Source organism: Saccharothrix hoggarensis (genome assembly GCF_052936025.1).
Map to the genome: position 1 here is coordinate 4831584 of NZ_CP193624.1, position 22390 is coordinate 4853973.

The following is a 22390-nucleotide window of genomic DNA, read 5'->3' on the forward strand; positions in this document are numbered from 1 at the left end:
ACGTCGGCACCACCCGCCCGCGCACAAGCTAGCCGCGACCAGGCGGGCGGCGTGGCAGCGGGTGGGCCGGTCGGCGTGCGTGTCGCGCCGATCACCGGCCGGATCACCGTTCGGCGAGCGGGGCCTCCACGGCGGGAGCGGCGGATACGATTCGCGCCGTGCACCCCTCCGACGACGCCGACGACCTGCTGGCCTGGGCGCCGCCGCCGCCCGTCGAGGGTGCGGCGCCCGCGGTCCCGCCGCTGCCGGGGTCGACCGCGGTCACCCTGCCGGGTTACAGCGACTTCCGGCTCGTCGCGCACGGCGGTGAGGGGACCGTGTACCGGGCCACGCAGGACGGCCTGGGCCGCGACGTCGCGGTGAAGGTGCTGGACGTGACCGACCCGGACACCGTCAACCGGTTCCGGCGCGAGTTAAAGATCACCGTCCGGCTCGGCCGCCAGCACCCGCACATCGTCACCGTGCTGGACACCGGCGTCATCGCCGACCGCCCGTGCATCGTCATGGAGTACTACGACCTCGGGTCGTTGCACGACCGGCTCCAGCAGCACGGGCCGCTGCCCGTGGCCGAGGTCGTCGCGGCCGGGATCGCGGTGGCGGACGCGCTGGCGTTCGCGCACGGGCAGGGCATCCTGCACCGGGACGTCAAGCCGCAGAACATCCTGGTGCTGCCCACGTCGTACGTGCTGGCGGACTTCGGCATCGCGCGGGGCGCGGACGCGGCGCACACGGCGTCGTTGCAGCTGGTGAGCTACCGGCACGCCGCGCCGCAGATGGTGGACGGGCAGGCGCCCGCGGCGCAGGACGACCTGTGGTCGCTGGGCTCGACGTTGTTCACGCTGCTGGACGGGCGGCCGCCGTTCGCGTCGGACGTGCCGGGCGAGGACACCGTGCTCGGCTACCTCGGTCGGGTGCGGTCGGCTCCGCCGAGGTCGTTGCTGCGGCGGGACGTGCCGGCCGAGCTGATCGCGATCATCCTGCGGTGCCTGCGGAAGGCGCGGGAGGAGCGGTTCCCGGACGCCGCGGCGCTGCGGGCGGCGCTGGCCGCGCTGTCGACCGGCCTGTCCACTGTGGACCCGCCTCACACGGCCGCCGTGCCGCGCGAGGCGCCCGACCAGTACCCGGAGGGTCCGACGTCGTTGCCGGACTTCGGTCCCCGGCCTGCGGAGCACGCGCCGGAACCGCAGGCCGACGCGCCGGAGCTGGAACCCGAGCCGGTGCGGACGTGGACCGAGGACCTGGCGGACCTGACCGTCCGCCACCACACCACGCCCCGCCCGGTCGTCCCACCGCCCGCGCCGCCGATCGTCGAGCTGCCCGAGCCGCCGCCGCGCCGGCGACGCCGTTCGTGGACGCCGGCGGCGGTGGGCGCGGTGGCGATCGGTGTGGCCGTCGGTGTGGCGTTGAGCCTGCCGGGCCGGTCGGCCGAGGTGGCCGCGCCGACGTCGACAACCGCTGTGTCGTCCGGGGTGTCGTCGGCCGCGTCGTCGGCGGGCACCACCACAGCCACGTCCGCGGCGGGCATGCCGGAAGGCGGTGACCCGAGGTTCACGCCGGTGCTGAAGCGGTTGGAGGACGACGGCGACCGCATCGAGCTGTTCTGGACGGACCCGAGCGAGGGCAACGCCCAGTTCGTGATCGTCGACGTGACGGGTGCGGACGCCAAGGCCCTGGTGACGGTGACGGCGGGCGCGACGTCCCACGTGCTGGAGGGCTTGGAGCCGTCGGCGGCGCAGTACTGCTTCCAGGTGCTGGCCATCGGCCTGTCCGACCCGACCGCGCAACGCGGCGCGTCAGCCCGCACGTGCGCCGTGCGCAACGGCTAACGCCGCCGCAACGGCCGAGGGTCAACCGCCCAGAACACCCTGCGGTACCAGGGAACGCCCCGCCGCACCCCACCCCGAACCCGGCGAGCCAACCACCAAGCCCGCTCCCCGCCAGCCGGACCGCCGCCGGCCCCACCACCCGCCGCATCGACAACACCGACCGCGCCGACGCCACGGATGCCGTCCGAGGTACCACTGGCACCGGCGGGGCTCACCACTCCGAGCCCACCCGCCGGGTCCGCCATCGCCGACCCACCCGCCGGACCGCCATCCCCAAGCCGACTACCCGGCCCATACGCCGATGCGGTCGGTCGGGTCGGTGCGGTTGGTCCGGCCGGTGCGGCCAGCCCGGCCGGTGCGGCCAGCCCGGTCGGCGCGGTCGGCCCGGTCGGTCCGGTCGGCGCGAAGGCCGCGTACTCCGCCAGCCGCGCCAACTCCAAGGCGTGCCCCGCCACCTCCCCCGGCAGGTCGGCGGCGACGTCGGGCGCGGTGCGGTGGGGTGGCGGGGACTGGCCCGCCAGGAGCAGGCCGTCGAGCACGTACGCCCACGCGCCGGTCGCACCGGCGGCCCGCAGACGTCGCCGCCGCGCGTACCGGGCCAGCCCGAGCACCAGCAGCAGCACCAGCGGCACGGCGGACAGCACCGCGTAGCCGATCCACCGCCGCGACCCGGCCGGGGCCTCCGCGGCGTCCGCGACCGGGCTCGACGGCGTCACGATCGGCGGCGCGGACGTCGGGGTGCTGGTCGGGCCGGCGGTGATGGACGCCAACCGGTCCAGCACCTCACGCTTCTGCGCCGCGCTCGTGCCGCCCGACGACACGCCCGCCACCGGGTCGAACGGCACCCAGCCCCAACCCGCGAAGTACACCTCGGGCCACGCGGTCGCGTCGGCGGCCCGCACGACCCGTTCCTCACCGGCCACCGGCTGGAACCCGACCACGACCCGCGTCGGCAACCCCACCGCCCGGCCCAGCACGGCGAACGCCGACGCGAACTGCTCGGCGGTGCCCGCCTGCGCCCCCGGCTCACCGGGCGCGCCGAACAGGAACCGCTCCAACCGCGCGTACGACGACCCGACCGGGGCCTTGGCGTCGGGCGTCCGCCCCTGCTTCACCACCTGCTCGATCGCCACCGCCCGCTCGTACGGCGTCCGCGCGCTCCGCACGACCTGCCGCGCGTACTCCGCCAGCGAGTACGGCAGGCCGGGCAACGCCAGGTACCGCCGCGTCCGCTCCCCGCCCGGCACGGCGGCGTCGAGCAGGTCCGCGTCGTCGGGCACGTCGAGCACCCCCCGCACCCGGTACCGCAGGCCGGGCGCGACCTCGTTCAGCAGCACCAACGACCCCGAGTCCGGGTCGACCACCGCGCCGTCCAGGGTGACGGCGGTCGGCCGCCCCACCGCGGGCAGCCAACTGCCGCGCAGACCGGCGATGGTGATCTCCACCTCGGCCTCGTCGACCCGCGCGCCGGGCGGCAGGTCCGGCGCGGCCACGGCGCCGATCGGCCCGTACAGCGACGCCGCCCGCCACGCCGCGCCCGAGTAGTCGGACAACGCCACCAGCCGCACCGCCCGTTCCGGCCCGCGCACCCGGAACAGCTCCGCGTCACCGAGGTTCGCCCACGACGCCAACTGCGGCAACGGGTTCGCCACGCCGAGGTCGGCGACCGGCGGCTCCACCAGCTCACGCGGTTCGAACGCGGCTCCGGACGGCACCACGACGGCGAGCAGCGCCACCACGGCCACCGGCACGGCGGGCAGCCCGAGCAGGACTCGGCCGCCCACCTCCCACCGGTCCACCACCAGCCAGCCCACGGCGACCAGCGCGACCAACCCCACCGCGACCAACCCGTTGCGGTCCGCGCGACCGGCCGTGAGCAGCGCCGTGCACGTGTACAGCACCGCCGCCCCGACGACGGGAGCAAGCAGCGACCGGCCGCGGCGCTCGGCCACCAGCACCACGACCAGCGACACCCCGAACACCAGCAACGCGCCCGGCACCAGCAGTTCCGGGGTCGCGGGCGCGGGACGGGCGGCCGTCAGCAGCCGCGGCACGAGGTCCAGCAGCACGGGGACCGGGTCGGTCGAGCCGATCGCCGAGCCCCGCGCGACCCAGTAGCCGCCGGCCAGCGCCAACCCCACCAGCGACAGCACGGCGGGCCCGGACGGCACGCGCCGCCACCGCAGCAGCGGCAGGCACAGGAACGCCGCCAGCGCCGCTCCCGCGAACACCAGCGACGGCACGTGACCCTGCCACCCCGCGCCCAGGTGCGACGCCGCCACCACCAGCAGCAACGCCGACCACGACAGCCGCACGGTCACCGCGACACCGCCGTGTTCCACGCGTCCAGCAGCGCTTCCGCCTTCGCCGCGCGCAGCACGAGCACCGAGCCGACCGCCGACACCGGGCGCTCCGGCACGGGATCGACCACCAGCACCACGCCCACCGACGCCCGCCCCGCCTCCACCAGCAGGGCGGACAGGTCCACCGCCGACCCGCACACCACCGCCACCACGTCGAGGTCGCGAATCGGCAGCGGACGGGCCGCGACGCGCTCGCCGGCGGCCTTCAGGTCCGCCAGCACCGCGAGCACGACCGACGCGTCCGCGTCCACCGCGCCCGCCGGCAGCTCCACGTCCACCGCGCCCGACGACGACACCAGCCGCACCGGGTGCCCCTCGGCGACCGCCACCGTCACCAGCGACGCGGCCACCTCCACCGCGTCCTCGAAGTCGCCGGCGTCGGCGTAGCCGTCGGCGTGGTCGTCCAGCACCACCGCCAGGTGCGGGCGCGCCGGGTCGGCGTCCTCCCGGACCATCAACGTGCCGGTGCGCGCCGACGTCGCCCAGTGCAGCCGCCGCAGGTCGTCGCCGGGCACGTACTCCCGCAAACCCACCAGGTCCGTGCCACCGCGCTCGACCCGCTCGTCCGCGCCGACGTGCCCGCGCCGCACCCCGCCGGGCAGGCCGCGCACGGGCAGCACCCGCGGCACCACGCGCACCTCCACCACCTCGCCGACGACCGTGCGTGCCCGCGCGAGAGCCGCGAGGCCACGCCGGTCCACCGTCAGCGGCCCGATCCGGAGCAGGCCGCGCGTGTGCGTCGGGATCGCGTACTCCACCTTGACCCGCTGCCCCGGCGCGAGCAGCGGGATGTCCACCGGCACCACCGTCCCGGCCACCTGGTCCGTCGCGTCGAACAGCACCGGGAACCGCCGGCTGGTGCCGGTCAGCTCGACCACCCCGCTGCACCCGCCCAACCGCTGCACGGTCCGCGGCCGCACGGTCCGCTTCGGCGCCACCTGCGCCCGCGACAGCACCGACACCACGCCCGCGGCGACGAGCACGACGAGCGCCGCGCCCAGCCCGACCACGCCGGGATAACGCCACCACAGCCCGACCGCCACCAGCGGCACGCCGAGCAGCACCGCGCCGGCTCCCCGCGCGGTCAGCCGCACCCGGGTCATCGCGCGACCGGTTTCGGCACCGCCACGCCCGCGAGGACGTCGGCCAGCACCTCCTCGGTCGTGGTGCCCGCCAGCTGCGCCTCGCGGGTCAGCACCAACCGGTGCGCCAGCACCGGCGCCGCCAACGCCTGCACGTCACCCGGCACGACGAAGTGCCTGCCCTGCGCGGCGGCGTACACCTGCACGCACCGCACCAACGCCCGCAGCCCGCGCGTGCTCGCGCCCAGCCGCAACCGGCTGTCCTCGCGGGACGCCGTGCCGATGTCGCTGATGTACCGCAACAACGGGTCCGCCACGTGCAGCGTCGCCAGCCGCCGGCCGTGCTCGGCCACCACGTGCGGGTTGCTCACCGTCGGCACCGCGCCCACCTGGCCCGCGCCGCTGCCCGGCCGCAGCACGTCGATCTCGTGCTCCACCGACGGGTAGCCGATGGACGTGCGCAGCATGAACCGGTCGAGCTGCGCCTCCGGCAGCCGGTACGTGCCGTCGAGGTCGATCGGGTTCTGCGTGGCGACCACGAGGAACGGCGACGGCACCGCGTGCGCCACGCCGTCGACCGTGACCGTCCGCTCCTCCATCACCTCCAGCAGCGCCGACTGGGTCTTCGCGGCGGCCCGGTTGATCTCGTCGGCCAGCACGACGTTCGCGAACACCGGCCCCGCCCGGAACCGCACCTCACCGGTCTGCGGGTCGTACACCGACGTGCCGGTGACGTCCGAGGGCAGCAGGTCCGGCGTGAACTGCACCCGCCGCGACACACCGCCCAACGCGCCCGCGACGGCCCGCGCGAGCGTCGTCTTGCCCGTGCCCGGCACGTCCTCCAGCAGCACGTGCCCGCCCGCGAACAGCGAGACCAGCACGAGGTCCACCACGTCCCGCTTGCCCCGGACGGCGGACTCGACCGCGTCGCCGAGCCGCGCGTGCAGGGCCCGGAACGCCGCGATCTCGTCCTCGCCGATCGCCGGAACCGCCGTAGTAGTCACTGTCGCCCCTCGTGCCGCCGATGCCGTCACCCACCCACATCGCCGCGACCGCGCCGAACGTCACCGATCACCGGCGATCGGTGGATCGGGGGGACGTCCGACGTCACGGCCGCAGCGGTGCGGGCCTCACTCCGCCGTCGCGCCGTCGCGGTCACGCGGGTCGCGCCGGTTCCGCAGCGCCAGCAGCAGCGCCGTCGCCAGCAGCCCCACTCCGCCGCCGACCAGCCGGCTGTCCTCCGCCGACGCCGGCGCGCTCTTCGGCTGGCAGAGCCTGGTGCCGCAGTCGTCGATGGGCTCCCGCACGGGCACGCTGCGCACCTGCGAATCCACCGAGCCCGACCCCGACGCGGCGTACGCGCGCACCACCAGCGAGTTCGGGCCCGGCTCGACCGGGATCACGACCGTGCCGCCGGAGCACGGGATCGGCGCCGCGTACGAGTAGTCGACGTTCACGACCTCGCACGACCCGGTGTGCGCGGCCCAGTCCGCGGGCGGCGCGGTCGTGACCCGCTTCTCGTAGAGGTGCGACCCCGCGCCGACGACGTCGATCACCCGGACGCCCCCGGTCGGCAACGGCGGTGGTGGAGGCGGTGTCGTCGTGGTCGGCGGCGGCGGGGGCGGCGGGGTCGTGGTCGTCGTCGGGATCGGGGCTTGCGTCGTCGTCGGCGCGGGCGCCGCGGTCGTGGTGGGCGCCGGCGCGGCCGGCCGGACCGTCCACGACGCCGTGCCCGCCTCGCCGAGCCCGAACCGGTTGTACGCCGCCACGGCCACGTCGACCTTGCCGCTCGCGCAGAACGTCGTCCCCGCGCACGGCAGCACCAGGTCCGCCGACGTGCCCGTCACCCGCGTCTCCTGCGAACCGCCGGAGAACGCGCCCGTGCCCGTCACCTGGTAGCCGGAGATCGGCTCGCCGCCGTCCGGCACCGCCGTCCAGCCGACCGACACCACCACCGACGAGCCGTTGTTGCTGCGCTGCGACACCGTCACACCCGCCGGGCGCGCCGGCACCGCACCCGACGCGGCGCTCGGCGGCGTCGTCACGGGCGCGGGAACGGCTGTCGTCGTCGTGGGCTCGCCGCCGCCGGTCTGCGCGTTCGGACCACCGCGCTGGTTGTCCCGCGTCGGCGGGTCGGGGCGCGGCGGCGGCGGGCTCGGCACGCTCGGCATCGGCGACCGCTCCGGGTCCAGCACCGGCAGGTCGGGGCTGCGGATCACGACCCCGCGGGTCTCCCCGTCCGCGTCCACGATCACGCCCTGGTCCGCGCCCGGCGTGTTGATGAACAACCGCCCGTCGTCGAACACCAGCGCCGGGTCGCCGGACCCGCCCGTGGGCACGTCCTCCGCGCCGCGCTCGCCGGACCGGTCCAGCACCACGACCTTGCCCGAACCCTTGCACGGCACGTAGACCCGGTCGCGGAACACCGCCGGGCGCCCCGGTCGCGGGCAGTCGAACCGGGTCATGTCCACGCGCACGACCTCGTCACCGCTCACCAGCACGACCGCCGACGCGTCCGGCACCGACGCGGGCACCAGGCCCGTCGGGCTCGTCTGCGCGGCCAGCACCTCGCCGGGGAACGTCGCCGTGCTCGCGGTCAGGTCGCGGCCCGTGCCGTCGCGGACCACCACGCCGCCCTCCAGCCCGAGCAGCGTCACCCCGCGCTCGTGCGGCACCAGCGCGGTCCGCGGCCCGGCGCCCGGCACCGGCCGGTTCGACCGCTCCAGGAAACCCTGCTCGGCCTCGGACCACTCCAGCGCGTGCAGGTTGCCGCCGTGGTCCACCGCCCACAGCACGCCGCCGTCGTCGGCCACGACGTCCGCCAGCGGCTGACCCGCCGACCACGGCGAGCCGATGTCGGCCAACGTGACCGGGTCCGCGTTGTGCACCGTGCCCGCCGCGCGGTCGACCACGTACACCCGGTGATCCGCGATCAGCACCTTCGCCGACGGACCGGGAGGCGCCTGCCTGCGACCGGACGACAGCAGGGTGGCCAGGTCGATCACGGTGATCTGGCCCGTGCGCCGGTCGAGAACGATCAGGGCGTCGTCGGACTGCGCGATCTCCAGCTGCGCGTCCGCGCCGCTCACCTGCAACCGCGTCTGCGGGGTGCCGGAGCTCGGGTTGACCTGGACGACCTCGCCGCGCTGGTCGTCGTTGAGCCACGTGAGGCCGTCCGAGACCTCGACCGCGGTCCGCGAGATGCCGTCACCCAGCGCCGCGCCGACGAGCAGCAGCAGCCCCAACGCGGCCGCGCTCGCACTGGCCGACTCCCGTCGGCCGGCGCCGGCGACCCGGCGCGCGAACGTCCCCAGCTTCGCTCCCACGGCGCGGATGCTAACGGGCCGGTATGACAATGGTGAGACATCGTCGCAGGCCTGCTCCGCTCGGCCCACGGCTGTTGCGCCGGATGCGTCCACATCGGACCGCCGCTACCCCGAACGAGCGACCCCGCCGCAACCCTTGCCGCGACCCCGCCGCGACCTCCGCGACCCTTGCCGGCGACCGCCGCCGTGCCGCGACCGCCGCCGTGCCCTGCCGCGCCCCTGTCGCCCATCCGCCTAGAAGTCGGCGAAGTCCTCCCGCGCCACCTGGGCGCACTCCACCGTCAACCCCGCGTCCACCGCCCGGCTGATCTCCGCCAACGACCGCAGCTGCTCCGGCGTCAGCACGTCGAACAAGTGCTCCCGCACCGCCGTCACGTGCCCCGCCGCCGCCCGCTCCAGCACCTCGAACCCGGTGTCGGTGAGCGCCGCGATCGAACCGCGCCGGTCCGACGGGCACGCCCGCCGCTCGACCCAGCCCTCCTTCTCCAGCCGGGCCACCGCGTGCGAGAGCCGGGACCGCGACGAGTGGCACACCGTCGCCAGCTCGCTCATCCGCAGCGCGCGCTCCGGCGCCTCCGACAGCGCCACCAGGATTTCGTAGTACGCCATCGGCATGCCGGAGTCGCGCTGCAACTGCCGGTCCAGGTGTCCGGTGAACTTGGTCACGGCGGTCATGAAGGCACGCCACACCTGCTGCTCTTCGGCGCTCAACCACCGCACGTCGCTCATGGCACCCATCATACGTGCGTTGTTGAACCCTCAACCAGAATGCGCTATGTTCAGTTGAGAGTTCAACCAGACCAACCGAGAAGGACCATCATGACCACGCAGACTGTGCAGATCCCCGGCTACCTCACGGGCACGTGGGCGATCGACCCGGTGCACTCCGACGTTTCCTTCGTGGTCCGCCACCTGGGCGTGTCCAAGGTCCGCGGCCACTTCGGCACGTTCGAGGGCACCATCGTGACGGCCGAGAACCCGCTGGAGTCGACGGTCAACGCCAAGATCGACACCACGTCGATCGACACCCGCAACGCCCAGCGTGACGCACACGTCAAGGGCGAGGACTTCCTCGACGTCGAGAAGCACCCCGAGCTGACCTTCACCTCCACCGGCGTGCGCGCCCACGGCGACGGCTTCCTCGTCGACGGCGAGCTGACCCTGCGCGGCATCACCAAGACGGTGTCCCTGGAGCTCGAGGTCAACGGCTTCGGCGACGGCTTCGAGGGCGCGAAGGTCGCGGGCTTCTCCGCCTCCACCGAGATCAGCCGCCGCGAGTTCGGCGTGACCGGCGGCCCGGCCGGCGCGGCCGTCGGCGACAAGATCACCATCCTGCTGGAGATCGAGGCCGTGAAGCAGGCCTGAGCCACACCGGAACTTCCCGAAGGGTCCGCCGAGCGCCGGCGGGCCCTTCGCGCCGTCCAGGGCTCGCAGGACCCGTTCGAGCTGCTCCGAGGCCTGCGACCCCCGCCTACGCTCGGTTGGTCAAGTCACACGACCGGGCTAACGCGAGCCTCATTCCATTCGACCCCGCATTTCGGTACTTTCCGGGGCGTCGCCGTGACCCGAGGTGAACCACGAGCCCGGCCCAGCCGTAGCAGGTAGTGAAACCAGAGCTGTCCTTTGGTGAACACTGAAGCTTTAGAGCTCGATGCGGACACAGTCCGCTCACGGTCGGTAGACCACGTGGGTGACATCGGACGCACTCATGGCACCATCTGGCGCAACACGCGCCGGACGCAGGCGAGGAGGATCGGTGTGAACGCCCAGACCGAACAGGTCGACGACCTTCGACTCGTCGCGCTGCCCACGGCGGTGAACGTCGCGGACATGTTCGTGCGCTTCTCGCTGGGCGAGTGGCGGCTGCGGGCGATGCAGGACGAGGCCGCGCAGACCGTTCGCCGGCTGGTCGGCGCCGCGGTCGACGTGGCCGACCGGCGCGCGCCCGGCTTCCTCCTCGTGCGCCTGCGCCTCACCGGCGCCTACCTCGTCGTCGAGGTCGAGGGCAACCGCGTCGCCCTGCCGCCCGAGCTGGCCGGCTCGCGCGCGGGCCTGGTCGACCTCACCGCTGGCGGCCGCCTCGCGTGGTGCGAGCTGGCCCTGCCGTCCGGCATGAACGCCTCGTCCGTCCCCCTGCCCCGCCGCGAACCGCGTCGCTCCCCCGCCGCCGAGCAGCTCGGCGACGAGCCCGACGTCGACCCGGAAGTCATCCAGCGCATCCTCTTCGGCCTCGGCGGCGGCGCGGCCCGCACCGACTAGCGGAACGGGGTCGGCCGACGCCCCGAGGTTCGGGACGCCGGCCGACCGCCTCACTTCCGGGCGAGCGCCGCGAGGGCGAGCGCGAGCACGCCCATCCCGCACCACGACACGAGCGGCAGGCGTTCGTCCAGCACGACCACGCCCAGCACGGCCGCCACGGCGGGTTCGGCGAGCGTCAGCGTGGTCGCGGCCGCGGCGGACGTGTGCCGCAGCCCGTGGCCGAACAGCAGGTACGCCACGAACGTCGTCAGCACGGCCAGGTGCGCGGTCACGGCGAGGCCCGCCGGGGCGGCCACCCAGCCGACACCGACGAGCAGCAGCACGGGCAGGGTCAGCGCCGACGCGCCGCCGAACACCGTGCCCACCACCGCCCGGGACGGGTGCCCGAGCGCGATCAGGTGGGCGCAGATCACCGAGTACGCCGCGTACGACAGGCCGGCGATCAACGCCAGCGCCACCCCGACGAGGTCGACGTGGGCGTCACCGCCGCCGAGCACGAGCACCGCGCAGCCGACCACCGCGGTCGACGTGAGCAGGGGCCGCGACCGGAGGCCGAGCACGATCGGCGCGGTGGCCAGCGCCACGGTGGTGGCCACCGCCACACCGGTCCGCGCGACCGCCGGGTAGAACGCGAGCACGTACCCGGCCACGGTCAGCGCGCCGAGCAGGAGCAACCGCCGGTCGGCGGTCCGCAGCACGGCACGCGTGCCCCGCGCGGTGGCGAAGAGCAGACCGCCACCGAGCACGAGGCCCGCCGCGCCGACGGCCAGGGGTGGTGCGCCGGCGGGCGCCAGGGAACTGGCGGTGCCGGTGGTGCCCCACAGGAAGCACGCGGCCAGGATCGGCAGCGGTCCGCGGGTGAAACGGGCAGGGCTGTGCAGGACAAGGGTCGACAACGAGGTCTCCGTTCGCGAGACGAGAAGAGGACGCGAACGGGCGCACCGCGGTCAGCGCTCACCGCGACCGGTCGACGGTCACGGCGGGTCGGTGATCAGCAGGCGTGGTGGCGTGCGTCGGCGGGTGCGCCCGGTCAGGCGCCCGGCGGCGGGAGAACCACGTGCCAATGGGTGTCCACGAACGGCATCGTAGCCGAGCGCGACCCCGGTATCTTGGGCCCATGGACATCGGCGTCGCGGATGACCTGCTGCGGCGGTCCCTCGTGGTCTACAAGTTCGCGGTCGACGAGCTGATGACGAAGTTGCGCATCCTCAGCGAGGAGTTCGACCTCGTCCACCGGCACGACCCCATCGAGCACGTCACGCAGCGGGTGAAGCGGCCGGACGCGATCCTCGACAAGCTGCGGCGCAAGGGCCTGCCCGCGGACCTCGCGCTGGCCGCCGAGCACCTGGACGACGTCGCGGGCGTGCGCGTGGTCTGCCCGTTCGTGTCCGATGTGTACCGGGTGCGGGACATGCTGGCCCGGCAGAGCGACGTGGAGATCCTCAAGACGAAGGACTACATCGCCGCGCCCAAGCCCAACGGCTACCGCAGCCTGCACCTGATCGTGCGCATCCCGGTGTTCCTGTCCGACCGGGTGGAGCACGTGAAGGTCGAGGTGCAGCTGCGGACCATCGCGATGGACTTCTGGGCGACGCTGGAGCACAAGCTGTACTACAAGTACGACGACAAGGTGCCCGCCGGTTTCGTGGAGGAGCTGACCAACACGGCCGCCATCGCGGCCGAGCTGGACGCCCGCATGGAGGCGCTGCACCTGGAGGTCCAGCGCGACTGACCGGCCAACCGCGCGCCGCCGGGTTCATCCGCTCGCCGGCGGACCGCGCGCGAGAGGCGGGTTCCGCTCGCCGGCGAACCACGCACCACTCGTGGTCCCTCGCCGACGACCCCGCGGCGGGCGGGTTCCAGCGCCGGTGCCGCGCGGCCACGTGGTGGCGGCGCGCAGAGCGCCTGGCGGCACGCAGAGCGCTCGGCGGGGCGGAGGCGCGCGTCGTCCGCTTGGCGACACCCTCCGCGTGAGCCGCCCCTGCCGCCGAAGTGGTGAATCTGCGTGCCGGACCTGGCCGGGTCTCGTCGCACGCCTGCCAGGCGCCGGCGTGCGTGCTGTACTTCCTGAAGCACCACCCGAGGCGTGAGTGGCACTCCCCGGCACGCGTAATCACGCCCGTGCCGCGCGGCGCCACCGGTGGACGTCCGCGGCTACGAGCGGGTAACCACAAACGATGCTTGGCGGCTAAGGTTACGGCGACGTGATGCACGCCGCATAACGCCGTCTCAATGGAGAGCGAACGCATTTTTGATCGCTTGCGGCAGCGTGTCGGGGATCACCCTGAAGCGTTGCCACGCGAGTGCGAATAACCCTCGCGTACTGCGGCTACTTACGAGACGCGACGGTCCAAACCCCACCGTTCGAGTGAATCCAACTAAAGTTTGGCTCCGACGCCGGGTTACCGACCCGCAAAATAGGGAATGACCATTCCGAGGATCCTCCATTCGGCGGTCGCGACGAACTGCCCGTGACCGTCTACCTTGGTTCCCGCAGCCGCATTGGCTCATTCTCAGAGGATCACGCATGGACACCGACCGGATCGCCGCACGATTAACGAGGCTGACCCGTGAGCACCTGGTGCCGGGAGCGCAGCTCGCCGTGCACCACGGCGGACGCACGTGGACGCACGAAGTGGGGCTGCCACCCGACGCCGCCGTACCCATCGGCTCCATCACCAAGACCTTCACGGCGACCGTCGCCATGGCCCTCGTCTCCGACGGCGACCTCGAGCTCGACTCGCCCATCTCCGAGCACCTCCCCGACGCGGCCGACGGCCTCACCCTCCGCCACCTGCTCAGCCACACCGGCGGCCTGCCGTCGGACCCGGACGACGTCAGCACGACGTCCCTGCGCCGCCACGTCCGGCAGGCGGTCCGCGAACTGCACCCCCTGCACCGGCCCGGCGCGAACTTCTCCTACTCGAACATCGGGTACTCCATGATCGGCCACCTGATCGAGGTGGCCACCGGGATGACCTGGTCCGAAGCGGTGGAAGCGGTGCTGCTGCGCCCGCTCGGCCTGCGCACGCGTTTCACCACGAGCGCGGACGCCGACGTCGTCTCGGGGCACGCGGTCAACACCGCCACCGGCCGCGCGGTGCCCGTGAGCCAGTCGCTCGCGCCCGTGGACGCGCCCGCGGGCGCCCTCGCCGCCAGCGCCACCGACCTGGTCGCGTTCGGCCGGATGCTCGCGGGGCGCGGGCCGCGCCTGATCGACCCGGACGACCTCGAGCTGATGCGGACGCCCGCACCGCACGCCGAGCCGTTCGGCATGGCCGACGGGTGGGGCCTGGGCCTCGCCCTGTACCAGCGCGACGGCGTCCGCTGGGTCGGCCACGACGGCACCGCCGACGGCACCTCGTGCCACCTCCGGATCAACCCCGCCGACGGCACGGCGGTCGCCCTGACGACCAACGGCAGCAGCGGTTTCGCATTGTGGCGCGAGCTGGTTCCGGAATTGGTCGCGGCGGGACTGCCGGTGGCGGATTACGATGGAATGCGGGGCCTGCGCCACCCGATCCCCCCGCCGCCGGACTGCACCGGTCGGTTCCGCAACGGGGACGTCGAATACGCCGTGCGCGCTGCCGACCGCGAGCGCCTGGCGCTCACCGTGGACGGCGAGCCGTTCGCGGACCTGTCGTTGTTCGACGGCCTCGTGTTCGCCATGCGTGATTCCGACACCGGCGACACCAACCAGACCGGGCGTTTCCTGCGCGACCCCGGCGACGGCCGGATCGCGTGGATCCAGATCGGCGGGCGGCTCGCCCGCAGGCAGGTCGCGACACTGTCCTGAATTGCAGGTTTGAAACTCCGCGCAAGGGTTAATGCGCGCCCGCTTCAGCCAGAAAGGCACCTCCCGCGATGACGCACGCCCGCACTCTGCCGGAATTGATCGCCGCGCAGGCGAGACGCACCCCCGACGCGCCCGCGGTGCGGTCGGCCGAGGGGGTGCTGAGCTACCGGGAACTCGACGAGCTGGCCAACCGGCTCGCGCACCTGCTCATCGCCAAGGGGGCGCGGCGGGAACGGGTGGTGGCGCTCGCGCTGCCGCGCTCGGTGGACAACGTGGTGGCGCGGCTCGCGGTGCTGAAGACCGGCGCGGCGTACCTGCCGATCGACCCCGACTACCCGCCCGACCGGATCGCGTTCATGATCGCCGACGCAGACCCGCTGCTGGTGCTCGACGACCCGACCGACCTCCCCGACCACCCGGCCACCCCGCCCGACGTCGAGATCCGCCCGGACGACCCGGCGTACGTGATCTACACGTCCGGCTCCACCGGCCGCCCCAAGGGCGTCGTGGTGACGCACCGCGGCCTGCCCGCGTTCTCCGCCGCCGAGATCGCGCACCTCGACGTGCGCCCCGGCGACCGCGTGCTCCAGTTCTCCTCGCCCAGCTTCGACGCCTCGGTGCTGGAGCTGTGCCTGGCGCTGCCCGCCGGCGCGGAACTCGTGGTGCCGCCGCCCGGACCGCTGCTCGGCGAGCAGCTCGCCGCCGTCATCGCCGACTTCCGCGTCACGCACGCGCTCATCCCGCCGGTCGCGCTGGCCACCGTGCCCGACGTCGACCTGCCGGAGTTCCGCACGCTCGTCGTCGGCGGCGACGCCTGCCCGCCCGACCTCGTGGCGAAGTGGGCGCCCGGACGCCGGATGGTCAACGCCTACGGCCCCACCGAGTCCACCGTGGTCACGTCGTGGAGCGAGCCGCTGGCGCCCGGCGGCACGCCGCCCATCGGCCGGCCGATCCCCGGCACCGAGGTGCGGGTGCTGGACGACGAGCTCCGCCCGGTCGCCGAGGGCGAGCTGTACGTGGCGGGCGTCGGCCTGGCCCGCGGGTACCTGCGCCGGCCCGGCCTGACCGCGCAGCGGTTCGTGGCCGACCCGTTCGGCCCGCCCGGCGCGCGCATGTACCGCACCGGGGACGTCGTCCGCACCCGCGACGACGGCCAGCTCGAGTTCGTGGGCCGCGCCGACCACCAGGTGAAGATCCGGGGCTTCCGGGTCGAGCCGGGCGAGATCGAGGCGCTGCTGCGCGCCCACCCGCGGGTGGAGCACGCCGTCGTCGTCGCCAGGGACGAGCCGAAGCGGCTCGTCGCGTACGTCGTCGGCGACGTGACCGGGCTGCGCGAGGACCTGGCCGCGCGGCTGCCCGACTACCTGGTGCCGTCCGCGTTCGTCGCGCTGGACGCCTTCCCGTTGACGCCCAACGGGAAGCTGGACCGGGCCGCGCTGCCGGCGCCGGTCGTCGGCGAGGCCGCGGAGGGGTACGTCGAGCCGCGCACGGCCGGTGAGCGCAGAGTCGCGGAGGTCTGGTCGGACGTGCTGGGCGTGCCGCGGGTCGGCGCGCTCGACGACTTCTTCGCCCTGGGCGGCGACTCGATCCTGGCCGTGCGGGCGCTGTCCCGGCTCGGCGGGCTGCCGGTGCGGGCCATGTTCGAGCACCGCACGGTCGCCGCGCTGGCCGAGGCGCTGCCGGAGCAGGCCGAGCCGCCGTTGCCCTCCGTGCCGCGCGGGCGCCCGCTGCCCCTGTCGTCGGCGCAGCGCCGGTTGTTCTCGCTGGACGGCTCGCCCGAGCAGAACACGGCCGCCGGGGTGCGGCTGACCGGTCCGCTGGACGTGCCGCGGCTGGCGGCGGCGCTGGACGCGCTCGCCGCGCGGCACGACGCGCTGCGCACGACGTTCGACGTGCTGCACGACGAGCCGGTGCAGGTGGTCGCGCCGCACGGCACGATCCCGCTGCGCGTGCTGCCCGCCGCCGACGGCGAGCCCGACGCGGACGAGCTGGGCCTGGCCGAGCCGTTCGACCTGAGGCGCGGACCGCTGACCCGTGCCGTCCTCCGCCCGCTCGGGCCCGACGAGCACCTGCTGGTCCTGGTGCAGCACCACATCGTCACGGACGGCTGGTCGGTGCGCGTGCTGCTGGATGAGCTGGCCGAGCTGTACGCGGGCGGGCAGCCGGCGGACCCGACCGCGCAGTACCCGGACTTCGCCGTGTGGGACCGGGGCCGACCGGGCGGCGACCCGGCGTACTGGGGCGACCGGCTGGCCGGCATCGAGGCGCTGGACCTGCCCACCGACCGGCCGCGGCCCGCGGCGCGCACCACGTCCGGCGCGGTGCGGCGGCGGACGCTGCCCGCCGACCTGGTCCGGCGGCTCGCCGACGTGGGTCGCGCGCACGACGCCACCCTGTTCATGACGCTCACCGCCGCCGTGCAGGTGGTGCTGTCGGCGCGCGGCAGGCAGCGGGACATCGCCGTCGGCACGGTCAGCTCCGGCCGCGACCGGGCCGACCTGGAACGCGCGGTCGGGTTCTTCGTCCGCACGCTGGTGCTGCGCTCGTGGGTGGACCCTGACCTGCCGTTCACCGCGTTCCTCGACCAGGTGCGGGACACCGCGCTGGGCGCGTTCGCGCACGACGACGTGCCGTTCGACCGGGTCGTGGAGCACCTGCGCCCCGAGCCGGACCCGAGCCGCACGCCGCTGGTGCAGGCCGTGGTGGCGCTGCACCAGCCGTTGCTGGGCGACGCGTCGTTCGGCGGGCTGACGGCCGCCGAGCACGACCTGCCCCGTCCGGTGGCGCGGTTCGACCTGGTGGTGGAGTTCTGGCCGCGCGGCGACGACCTCGCGCTGACCGCCGAGTACAACACCGACCTGTTCGACGCCGCCACGATCGACTCGGTGGTCGAGGACGTCGAAGCGGTGCTGCGCCTCGTCGTGGACGACCCCGACCGGCCGCTGAGCGGCCTCGCCGACCTCGCGTTCCCGCCGGACGACGCGGTGCGCGTCAACGGCATCCGGGTGGACCCAGCCGAGGTCGAGGAGGCGTTGCGGCGGCACGACGAGGTCGTGGACGCGGCCGTCGTCCTGGCCGGCAAGCGGCTCGTCGGGTACGTGACGCCCGCCGTCGACCCGGACCGGTTGCGCGCGTTCCTCGGCCCGGTGCTGCCCGCGCACGCCGTGCCGAGCACGTTCGTCGGGCTCGACCACCTCGACCGCGACCACCTGCCCGACGCGCCCGAGGAGCGGACCGAAACCCGTTACGTGGCACCGCGCACGGCCGTCGAAGCCGTGCTGGCCGACGTGTTCGCCGAGGTGCTGGGCGCGGCGCGGGTCGGCGTGCGGGACAACTTCTTCGCGCTCGGCGGCGACTCGATCCTGGGCATCCAGGTCGTCACCCGGGCCCGTCGCGCGGGCCTGGTGCTGACGTCGCGGGACATCTTCGCCCACCAGACCATCGCCGCCATCGCGCCGCACGTGACGCGCGACCTGCCGCCCGCGGCCGACCAGGGCGTGGTCACCGGCGAGGCGCCGCTCACCCCGATCCAGCGCTGGTTCCTGCACCACCACACCGTGCGGCCCGAGCACTTCGACCAGTCCGTCGTCACCGACTTCGCCGAGCCGGTCGACGTGCCCGCGCTGCGCGCCGCGCTCGACGCGCTGGTCGCGCACCACGACGCGCTGCGCACCCGGTTCGAGGGCGACCGCCAGGTCGTCGGTCCGGTCTTGCGCGTGGACGTGCTCGCGGTGGAGCGCTTCGACCTCGTCCGCGGCCCGCTGCTGCGGGCGGACGTCGTCGGCGAGCGCTCGGTGAAGCTGACCGCGCACCACCTCGTCGTGGACGGCGTGTCGTGGCGCGTGCTGGTCGAGGACCTGGCCACGGCGTACCGGCAGGCCCGCGCGGGCGAGACCGTCCAGATCGGACGGAAGACGACGTCGTTCCGGGACTGGGCGATCCGCCTGGCCGGGCACGACTTCGCCGACGAGCTTCCGCACTGGACGGAGGTGGCGGCCACGCCGACCGCCGTCCCGCGCGACCGGCACGGGCCGAACACCGCGGCCTCGGAGCGCGAGGTGACCGTGCGGCTCACCGCCGAGGAGACCGCCGCGCTGCTGCGCGACGTGCCCGGCGTCTACCGGACCCAGGTCAACGACGTGCTGCTGACCGCGCTCGGTCGCGTGCTGGCGGACTGGACCGGCCGGCCGCGGGTGCTGGTCGACCTGGAGGGCCACGGCCGCGAGGAGCTGTTCCCCGACGTCGACCTGTCCCGCACGGTCGGCTGGTTCACCACCGTGTTCCCGGTGGCGCTCGACGTGCCCGCGGGCGACTGGGGTGACGCGCTGAAGTCCGTCAAGGAGGCGTTGCGCGCGGTGCCCCGGCGCGGCATCGGCTACGGCGTGCTGCGCCACCTGGCCCGCACCGCGCCCGCCTGCGACCCCGCCGTCGGCTTCAACTACCTGGGCCGCTTCGACGCCGACCAGCGCGACCTGGAGCTGTCCGCGGACCCCGGCGCGCCGCGCCCGCACCTGCTGGACGTCGTCGGCCAGGTGCGCGACGACCGGCTGGAGTTCACCTTCCACTACAGCGAGAACGCCCACGACGAGGCCACCGTCACCGGCTTGGCCGACGGGTTCGCCGCCGCCCTGCGCGCGATCGTCGCGCACTGCGCGCAGCCCGGCGTGGGCGGCCGCACGCCGTCCGACTTCCCGCTGGCCCGGCTCACCCAGGACGAGGTGGACCGGATCACCGGCGAGGACGCCTACCCGCTCACCCCGATGCAGGCCGGCATGGTGTTCCACGGCCTCGGCGACCGGGGCGTGTACTTCCAGCAGACGACGTTCGTGGTGGACGGCGTCACCGACTCGGAGGAGTTCGCGCGCGCCTGGCAGCGGGTCGTCGACCGGACGCCCGTGCTGCGCAGTTCCGTGCTGTGGGAGGGGGTGCGCGAGCCGTTGCAGGTCGTGCACGAGCACGTCCGCGTGCCGTTCACGTTCCTCGACTGGAGCGGCCTGGACGACGCCGCCCGCGCGGACCGGCTGCGGGACCTGCTGGCGAGCGACCGCGAGCAGGGCATCGACCTCGGCGCGCCGCCGTTGATGCGGATCGCGATCGCGCGCCTCTCCCCCACCAGCGTGCAGGTGCTGTGGACGTTCCACCACGTGCTGCTGGACGGCTGGAGCGTCTTCCACGTCCTGTCCGACGTGCTCGGCGAACCGGCGGAGCGCCGGCCGTTCCGCGACTACGTCGCCTGGCTCGGGCAGCGGCAGGACGACGTCGCGGCCGAGGCGCACTGGCGGCGCGTGCTGGGCACGTTCGACTCGCCCACCCCGCTGCCCGTCGACCGCCCCGCGCCGCACGGCACGTCGTCCCGCAGCCTCCCCGTCGAGCTGACCGAGGCCGAGTCGCGGCGGCTGTACGAGTTCGCCCGCGGCCACCGGCTCACGCCGAGCGCGATCGTGCAGTGCGCGTGGGCGTTGCTGCTGGCCCGGTCCTCCGGCACGCGGGACGTGTGCTTCGGCGCGACCGTCTCCGGGCGTCCGGCGGACCTGCCGGGCGTGGACGCGATCACCGGCATCTTCATCAACACGCTGCCGGTGCGGGTCCGGGTCGACGGCGCCGCGCCGGTCGGCGACTGGCTGCGCGAGGTGCAGGACGGGCAGGTCGAGTCGCGCCGGTTCGAGCACGTGCCGCTGACGCGCATCCAGGGCTGGAGCGGCGTGGAGCGCGGCCGCGACCTGTTCGACAGCGTGGTGGTGTTCGAGAACTACCCCGTCGAGCTCGGCGCGGACCTCGGGTTGCGCGAGCTGTCGGCGGTGGAGACGACCAGCTTCCCGCTCAGCGCCACCGTCTACCCGGCCGACCGGCTGCGGGTGCTGCTCGGGTACGAGCCGGCGATGTTCGACGCCGCCACGGTGGAACGGCTCGGCGCGCGGCTGCGCACCCTGCTCGTCGGGCTGACCGCCGACGCCGACCGGCCGGTGGCCGACGTGCCGTGGCTGGACGAGGCCGACGTGCGGCAGGTGGTGGTCGACTGGAACGGCACGTCGGCCGGCACGGTGGTCGCGGACACGATCCCGTCGCTGTTCGCGGCGCAGGCCGCGCGAACGCCTGACGCGGTCGCGGTGACGTTCGAGGGTGCGAGCCTCACCTACCGGGAGCTGGACGAGCGGGCGAACCGGCTCGCGCACCACCTCGTCGCGGCGGGAGCGGGGCCGGAGTCGTTGGTGGCGCTGCGGTTGCCCCGGTCGGCGGACCTCGTCGTGGCGGTCCTCGGGGTGCTCAAGGCCGGCGCCGCGTACGTGCCGCTGGACCCGGCGTACCCGGCCGACCGGATCGCGCACACCCTCGCCGACGCACGGCCGATGACCACCCTCGACCGCCTCCCGGACCTCTCCGCCTGGCCGGGCACCGACCCGGGCGTGCCGGTGCGGCCGGACAACTCGGCGTACGTGATCTACACGTCCGGCTCGACCGGTCGGCCCAAGGGCGTCGTGGTGCCGCACTCGAACGTGGTGCGGTTGTTCACCGAGACCGACCACTGGTTCGGGTTCGGCCCCGATGACGTGTGGACGCTCTTCCACAGCTACGCCTTCGACTTCTCGATCTGGGAGCTGTGGGGACCGCTGCTGCACGGCGGACGGCTGGTCGTCGTCCCGCACGAGGTCACGCGGTCGCCGCGCGACTTCGCCCGGCTGCTCGCCGACGAGGGCGTGACCGTGCTGAACCAGACGCCGTCGGCGTTCTACGCCCTGCTGACCGAGGCGCCCGACCTGAACGTCCGGTACGTGGTCTTCGGCGGTGAAGCCCTCGACCTGGCCAAGCTGGACGCGTGGCGCGGTTCCGGCGCGTTGATCAACATGTACGGCATCACCGAGACGACCGTGCACGTCACGTGGACGCACGCGGACGGCTCGATCGGCGTGCCCATCCCCGACCTTCGCGTCTACGTGCTGGACGACGACCTGCACCCGGTGCCGCCGGGTGTCGTCGGCGAGATGTACGTGGCCGGGCCGGGCGTGGCCCGCGGGTACCTCAACCGGCCGGGCCTCACCGCCCAGCGGTTCGTGGCCAACCCGTTCGGCGAGCCGGGCGAGCGGATGTACCGCACCGGCGACCTGGCCCGGTGGGTGGACGGCAGGCTGCACTACCTGGGCCGGTCCGACCACCAGGTGAAGATCCGCGGGTTCCGGATCGAGCTGGGCGAGGTGGAAGCCGCGGTCCGGGCGCATCCCTCGGTCGCCCAGGTCGTTGTAGTGGCGAACGAACACCGCTTGGTGGCGTACTACGTGCCGGACAAGCCGACTACGGCGGCGGAGTTGCGCGACCACACGGCCAGGGTCCTGCCCGACCACATGGTCCCGGCGGCGTTCGTCGCACTGGAGGGTTTGCCGCTGACCGCGAACGGCAAGCTGGACCGCGTCGCGCTCCCCGCGCCCGAGCGCGACGCGGTCACGTCCGGCGAGTACGTCGCGCCGCGGACGGAGACCGAAGAAGCGATCGCCGCGATCTGGGCCGACGTGCTCGACGTCGACCGGGTCGGCGTCGCCGACAGCTTCTACGCCCTGGGTGGCGATTCCATCCGCGGCCTGCACATCACCGCACGCACCAAGGCGGCGTTCGACGTCGACCTCTCCCCGCGTGACGTCCTCACCGCCCGCACCGTCGCCGCTCTCGCCGAGCTGGTCGAGGACCTCGTGCTGGCGGATCTCGAAGCCCTTGCGACCGAAGCCGTCGCCGACGGGGAGGCGTGACC

Annotated in this window: 12 protein-coding genes; 6 read left to right on the forward strand and 6 right to left on the reverse strand. The window is 74.3% G+C overall.

Annotation, left to right across the window (positions count from 1 at the left end; translation table 11 throughout):
• Window positions 1-158: 158 nt before the first annotated feature.
• Window positions 159-1826, forward strand: coding sequence for a serine/threonine-protein kinase (locus ACRAKH_RS21670; RefSeq protein ID WP_380726510.1), 1668 nt, complete (start codon window positions 159-161; stop codon window positions 1824-1826).
• On the opposite strand, the gene ACRAKH_RS21675 is transcribed toward ACRAKH_RS21670, so the two are convergent.
• From ACRAKH_RS21675 to ACRAKH_RS21695, 5 genes are all read right to left on the reverse strand, one after another.
• Window positions 1823-4147: a transglutaminaseTgpA domain-containing protein gene (locus tag ACRAKH_RS21675; protein ID WP_447009226.1), complete on the reverse strand. Its 2325-nt coding sequence runs from the start codon at window positions 4145-4147 to the stop codon at window positions 1823-1825. The genes ACRAKH_RS21670 and ACRAKH_RS21675 overlap by 4 nt on opposite strands.
• The gene (locus ACRAKH_RS21680) at window positions 4144-5292 is read right to left on the reverse strand and encodes a DUF58 domain-containing protein (protein WP_380726514.1); all 1149 of its coding nucleotides are present in this window, start codon (window positions 5290-5292) and stop codon (window positions 4144-4146) included. Before ACRAKH_RS21680 ends, ACRAKH_RS21675 begins: the two co-directional genes overlap by 4 nt.
• Window positions 5289-6275 (reverse strand): AAA family ATPase, encoded by a 987-nt coding sequence (locus tag ACRAKH_RS21685; RefSeq protein WP_380726516.1) that lies wholly within the window; start codon window positions 6273-6275, stop codon window positions 5289-5291. Before ACRAKH_RS21685 ends, ACRAKH_RS21680 begins: the two co-directional genes overlap by 4 nt.
• Before the next feature lie 126 nt (window positions 6276-6401).
• Complete coding sequence (locus ACRAKH_RS21690; RefSeq protein ID WP_380726518.1) at window positions 6402-8597, reverse strand: hypothetical protein; 2196 nt, start codon at window positions 8595-8597, stop codon at window positions 6402-6404.
• A gap of 234 nt (window positions 8598-8831) precedes the next feature.
• The gene (locus ACRAKH_RS21695) at window positions 8832-9326 is read right to left on the reverse strand and encodes a MarR family winged helix-turn-helix transcriptional regulator (protein WP_380726520.1); all 495 of its coding nucleotides are present in this window, start codon (window positions 9324-9326) and stop codon (window positions 8832-8834) included.
• Between the two features lie 90 nt (window positions 9327-9416).
• On the opposite strand from ACRAKH_RS21695, the gene ACRAKH_RS21700 reads away from it, so the two are divergent.
• Together ACRAKH_RS21700 and ACRAKH_RS21705 are read left to right on the forward strand one after the other, a co-directional pair.
• Window positions 9417-9962 (forward strand): YceI family protein, encoded by a 546-nt coding sequence (locus ACRAKH_RS21700; RefSeq protein WP_380726522.1) that lies wholly within the window; start codon window positions 9417-9419, stop codon window positions 9960-9962.
• A gap of 393 nt (window positions 9963-10355) precedes the next feature.
• Window positions 10356-10856: an ATP-binding protein gene (locus ACRAKH_RS21705; RefSeq protein WP_380726524.1), complete on the forward strand. Its 501-nt coding sequence runs from the start codon at window positions 10356-10358 to the stop codon at window positions 10854-10856.
• A gap of 50 nt (window positions 10857-10906) precedes the next feature.
• Here the strand turns inward: ACRAKH_RS21705 and ACRAKH_RS21710 are convergent, their stop codons facing one another.
• Complete coding sequence (locus ACRAKH_RS21710) at window positions 10907-11752, reverse strand: EamA family transporter (protein WP_380726526.1); 846 nt, start codon at window positions 11750-11752, stop codon at window positions 10907-10909.
• A 221-nt stretch (window positions 11753-11973) separates the two neighbouring features.
• Between ACRAKH_RS21710 and ACRAKH_RS21715 the strand changes: the two genes are divergently transcribed.
• The 3 genes from ACRAKH_RS21715 to ACRAKH_RS21725 all read left to right on the forward strand — a co-directional run bounded on the left by ACRAKH_RS21715 (window position 11974) and on the right by ACRAKH_RS21725 (window position 22388).
• On the forward strand, window positions 11974-12588 hold the full coding sequence (locus tag ACRAKH_RS21715; protein WP_380726528.1) for a GTP pyrophosphokinase: 615 nt from the start codon (window positions 11974-11976) through the stop codon (window positions 12586-12588).
• 795 nt (window positions 12589-13383) lie between these two features.
• Window positions 13384-14652 (forward strand): serine hydrolase domain-containing protein, encoded by a 1269-nt coding sequence (locus ACRAKH_RS21720; protein WP_380726530.1) that lies wholly within the window; start codon window positions 13384-13386, stop codon window positions 14650-14652.
• A gap of 95 nt (window positions 14653-14747) precedes the next feature.
• Window positions 14748-22388 (forward strand): amino acid adenylation domain-containing protein, encoded by a 7641-nt coding sequence (locus tag ACRAKH_RS21725; RefSeq protein WP_447009227.1) that lies wholly within the window; start codon window positions 14748-14750, stop codon window positions 22386-22388.
• Window positions 22389-22390 lie beyond the last annotated feature (2 nt).

Bases quoted from the DNA above. Each gene is read 5' to 3' on its own strand.
- ACRAKH_RS21680 (WP_380726514.1), bottom strand. From the start codon at position 5,292: ATGACCCGGGTGCGGCTGACCGCGCGGGGAGCCGGCGCGGTGCTGCTC.
- ACRAKH_RS21720 (WP_380726530.1), top strand. From the start codon at position 13,384: ATGGACACCGACCGGATCGCCGCACGATTAACGAGGCTGACCCGTGAG.
- ACRAKH_RS21700 (WP_380726522.1), top strand. From the start codon at position 9,417: ATGACCACGCAGACTGTGCAGATCCCCGGCTACCTCACGGGCACGTGG.
- ACRAKH_RS21695 (WP_380726520.1), bottom strand. From the start codon at position 9,326: ATGAGCGACGTGCGGTGGTTGAGCGCCGAAGAGCAGCAGGTGTGGCGT.
- ACRAKH_RS21715 (WP_380726528.1), top strand. From the start codon at position 11,974: ATGGACATCGGCGTCGCGGATGACCTGCTGCGGCGGTCCCTCGTGGTC.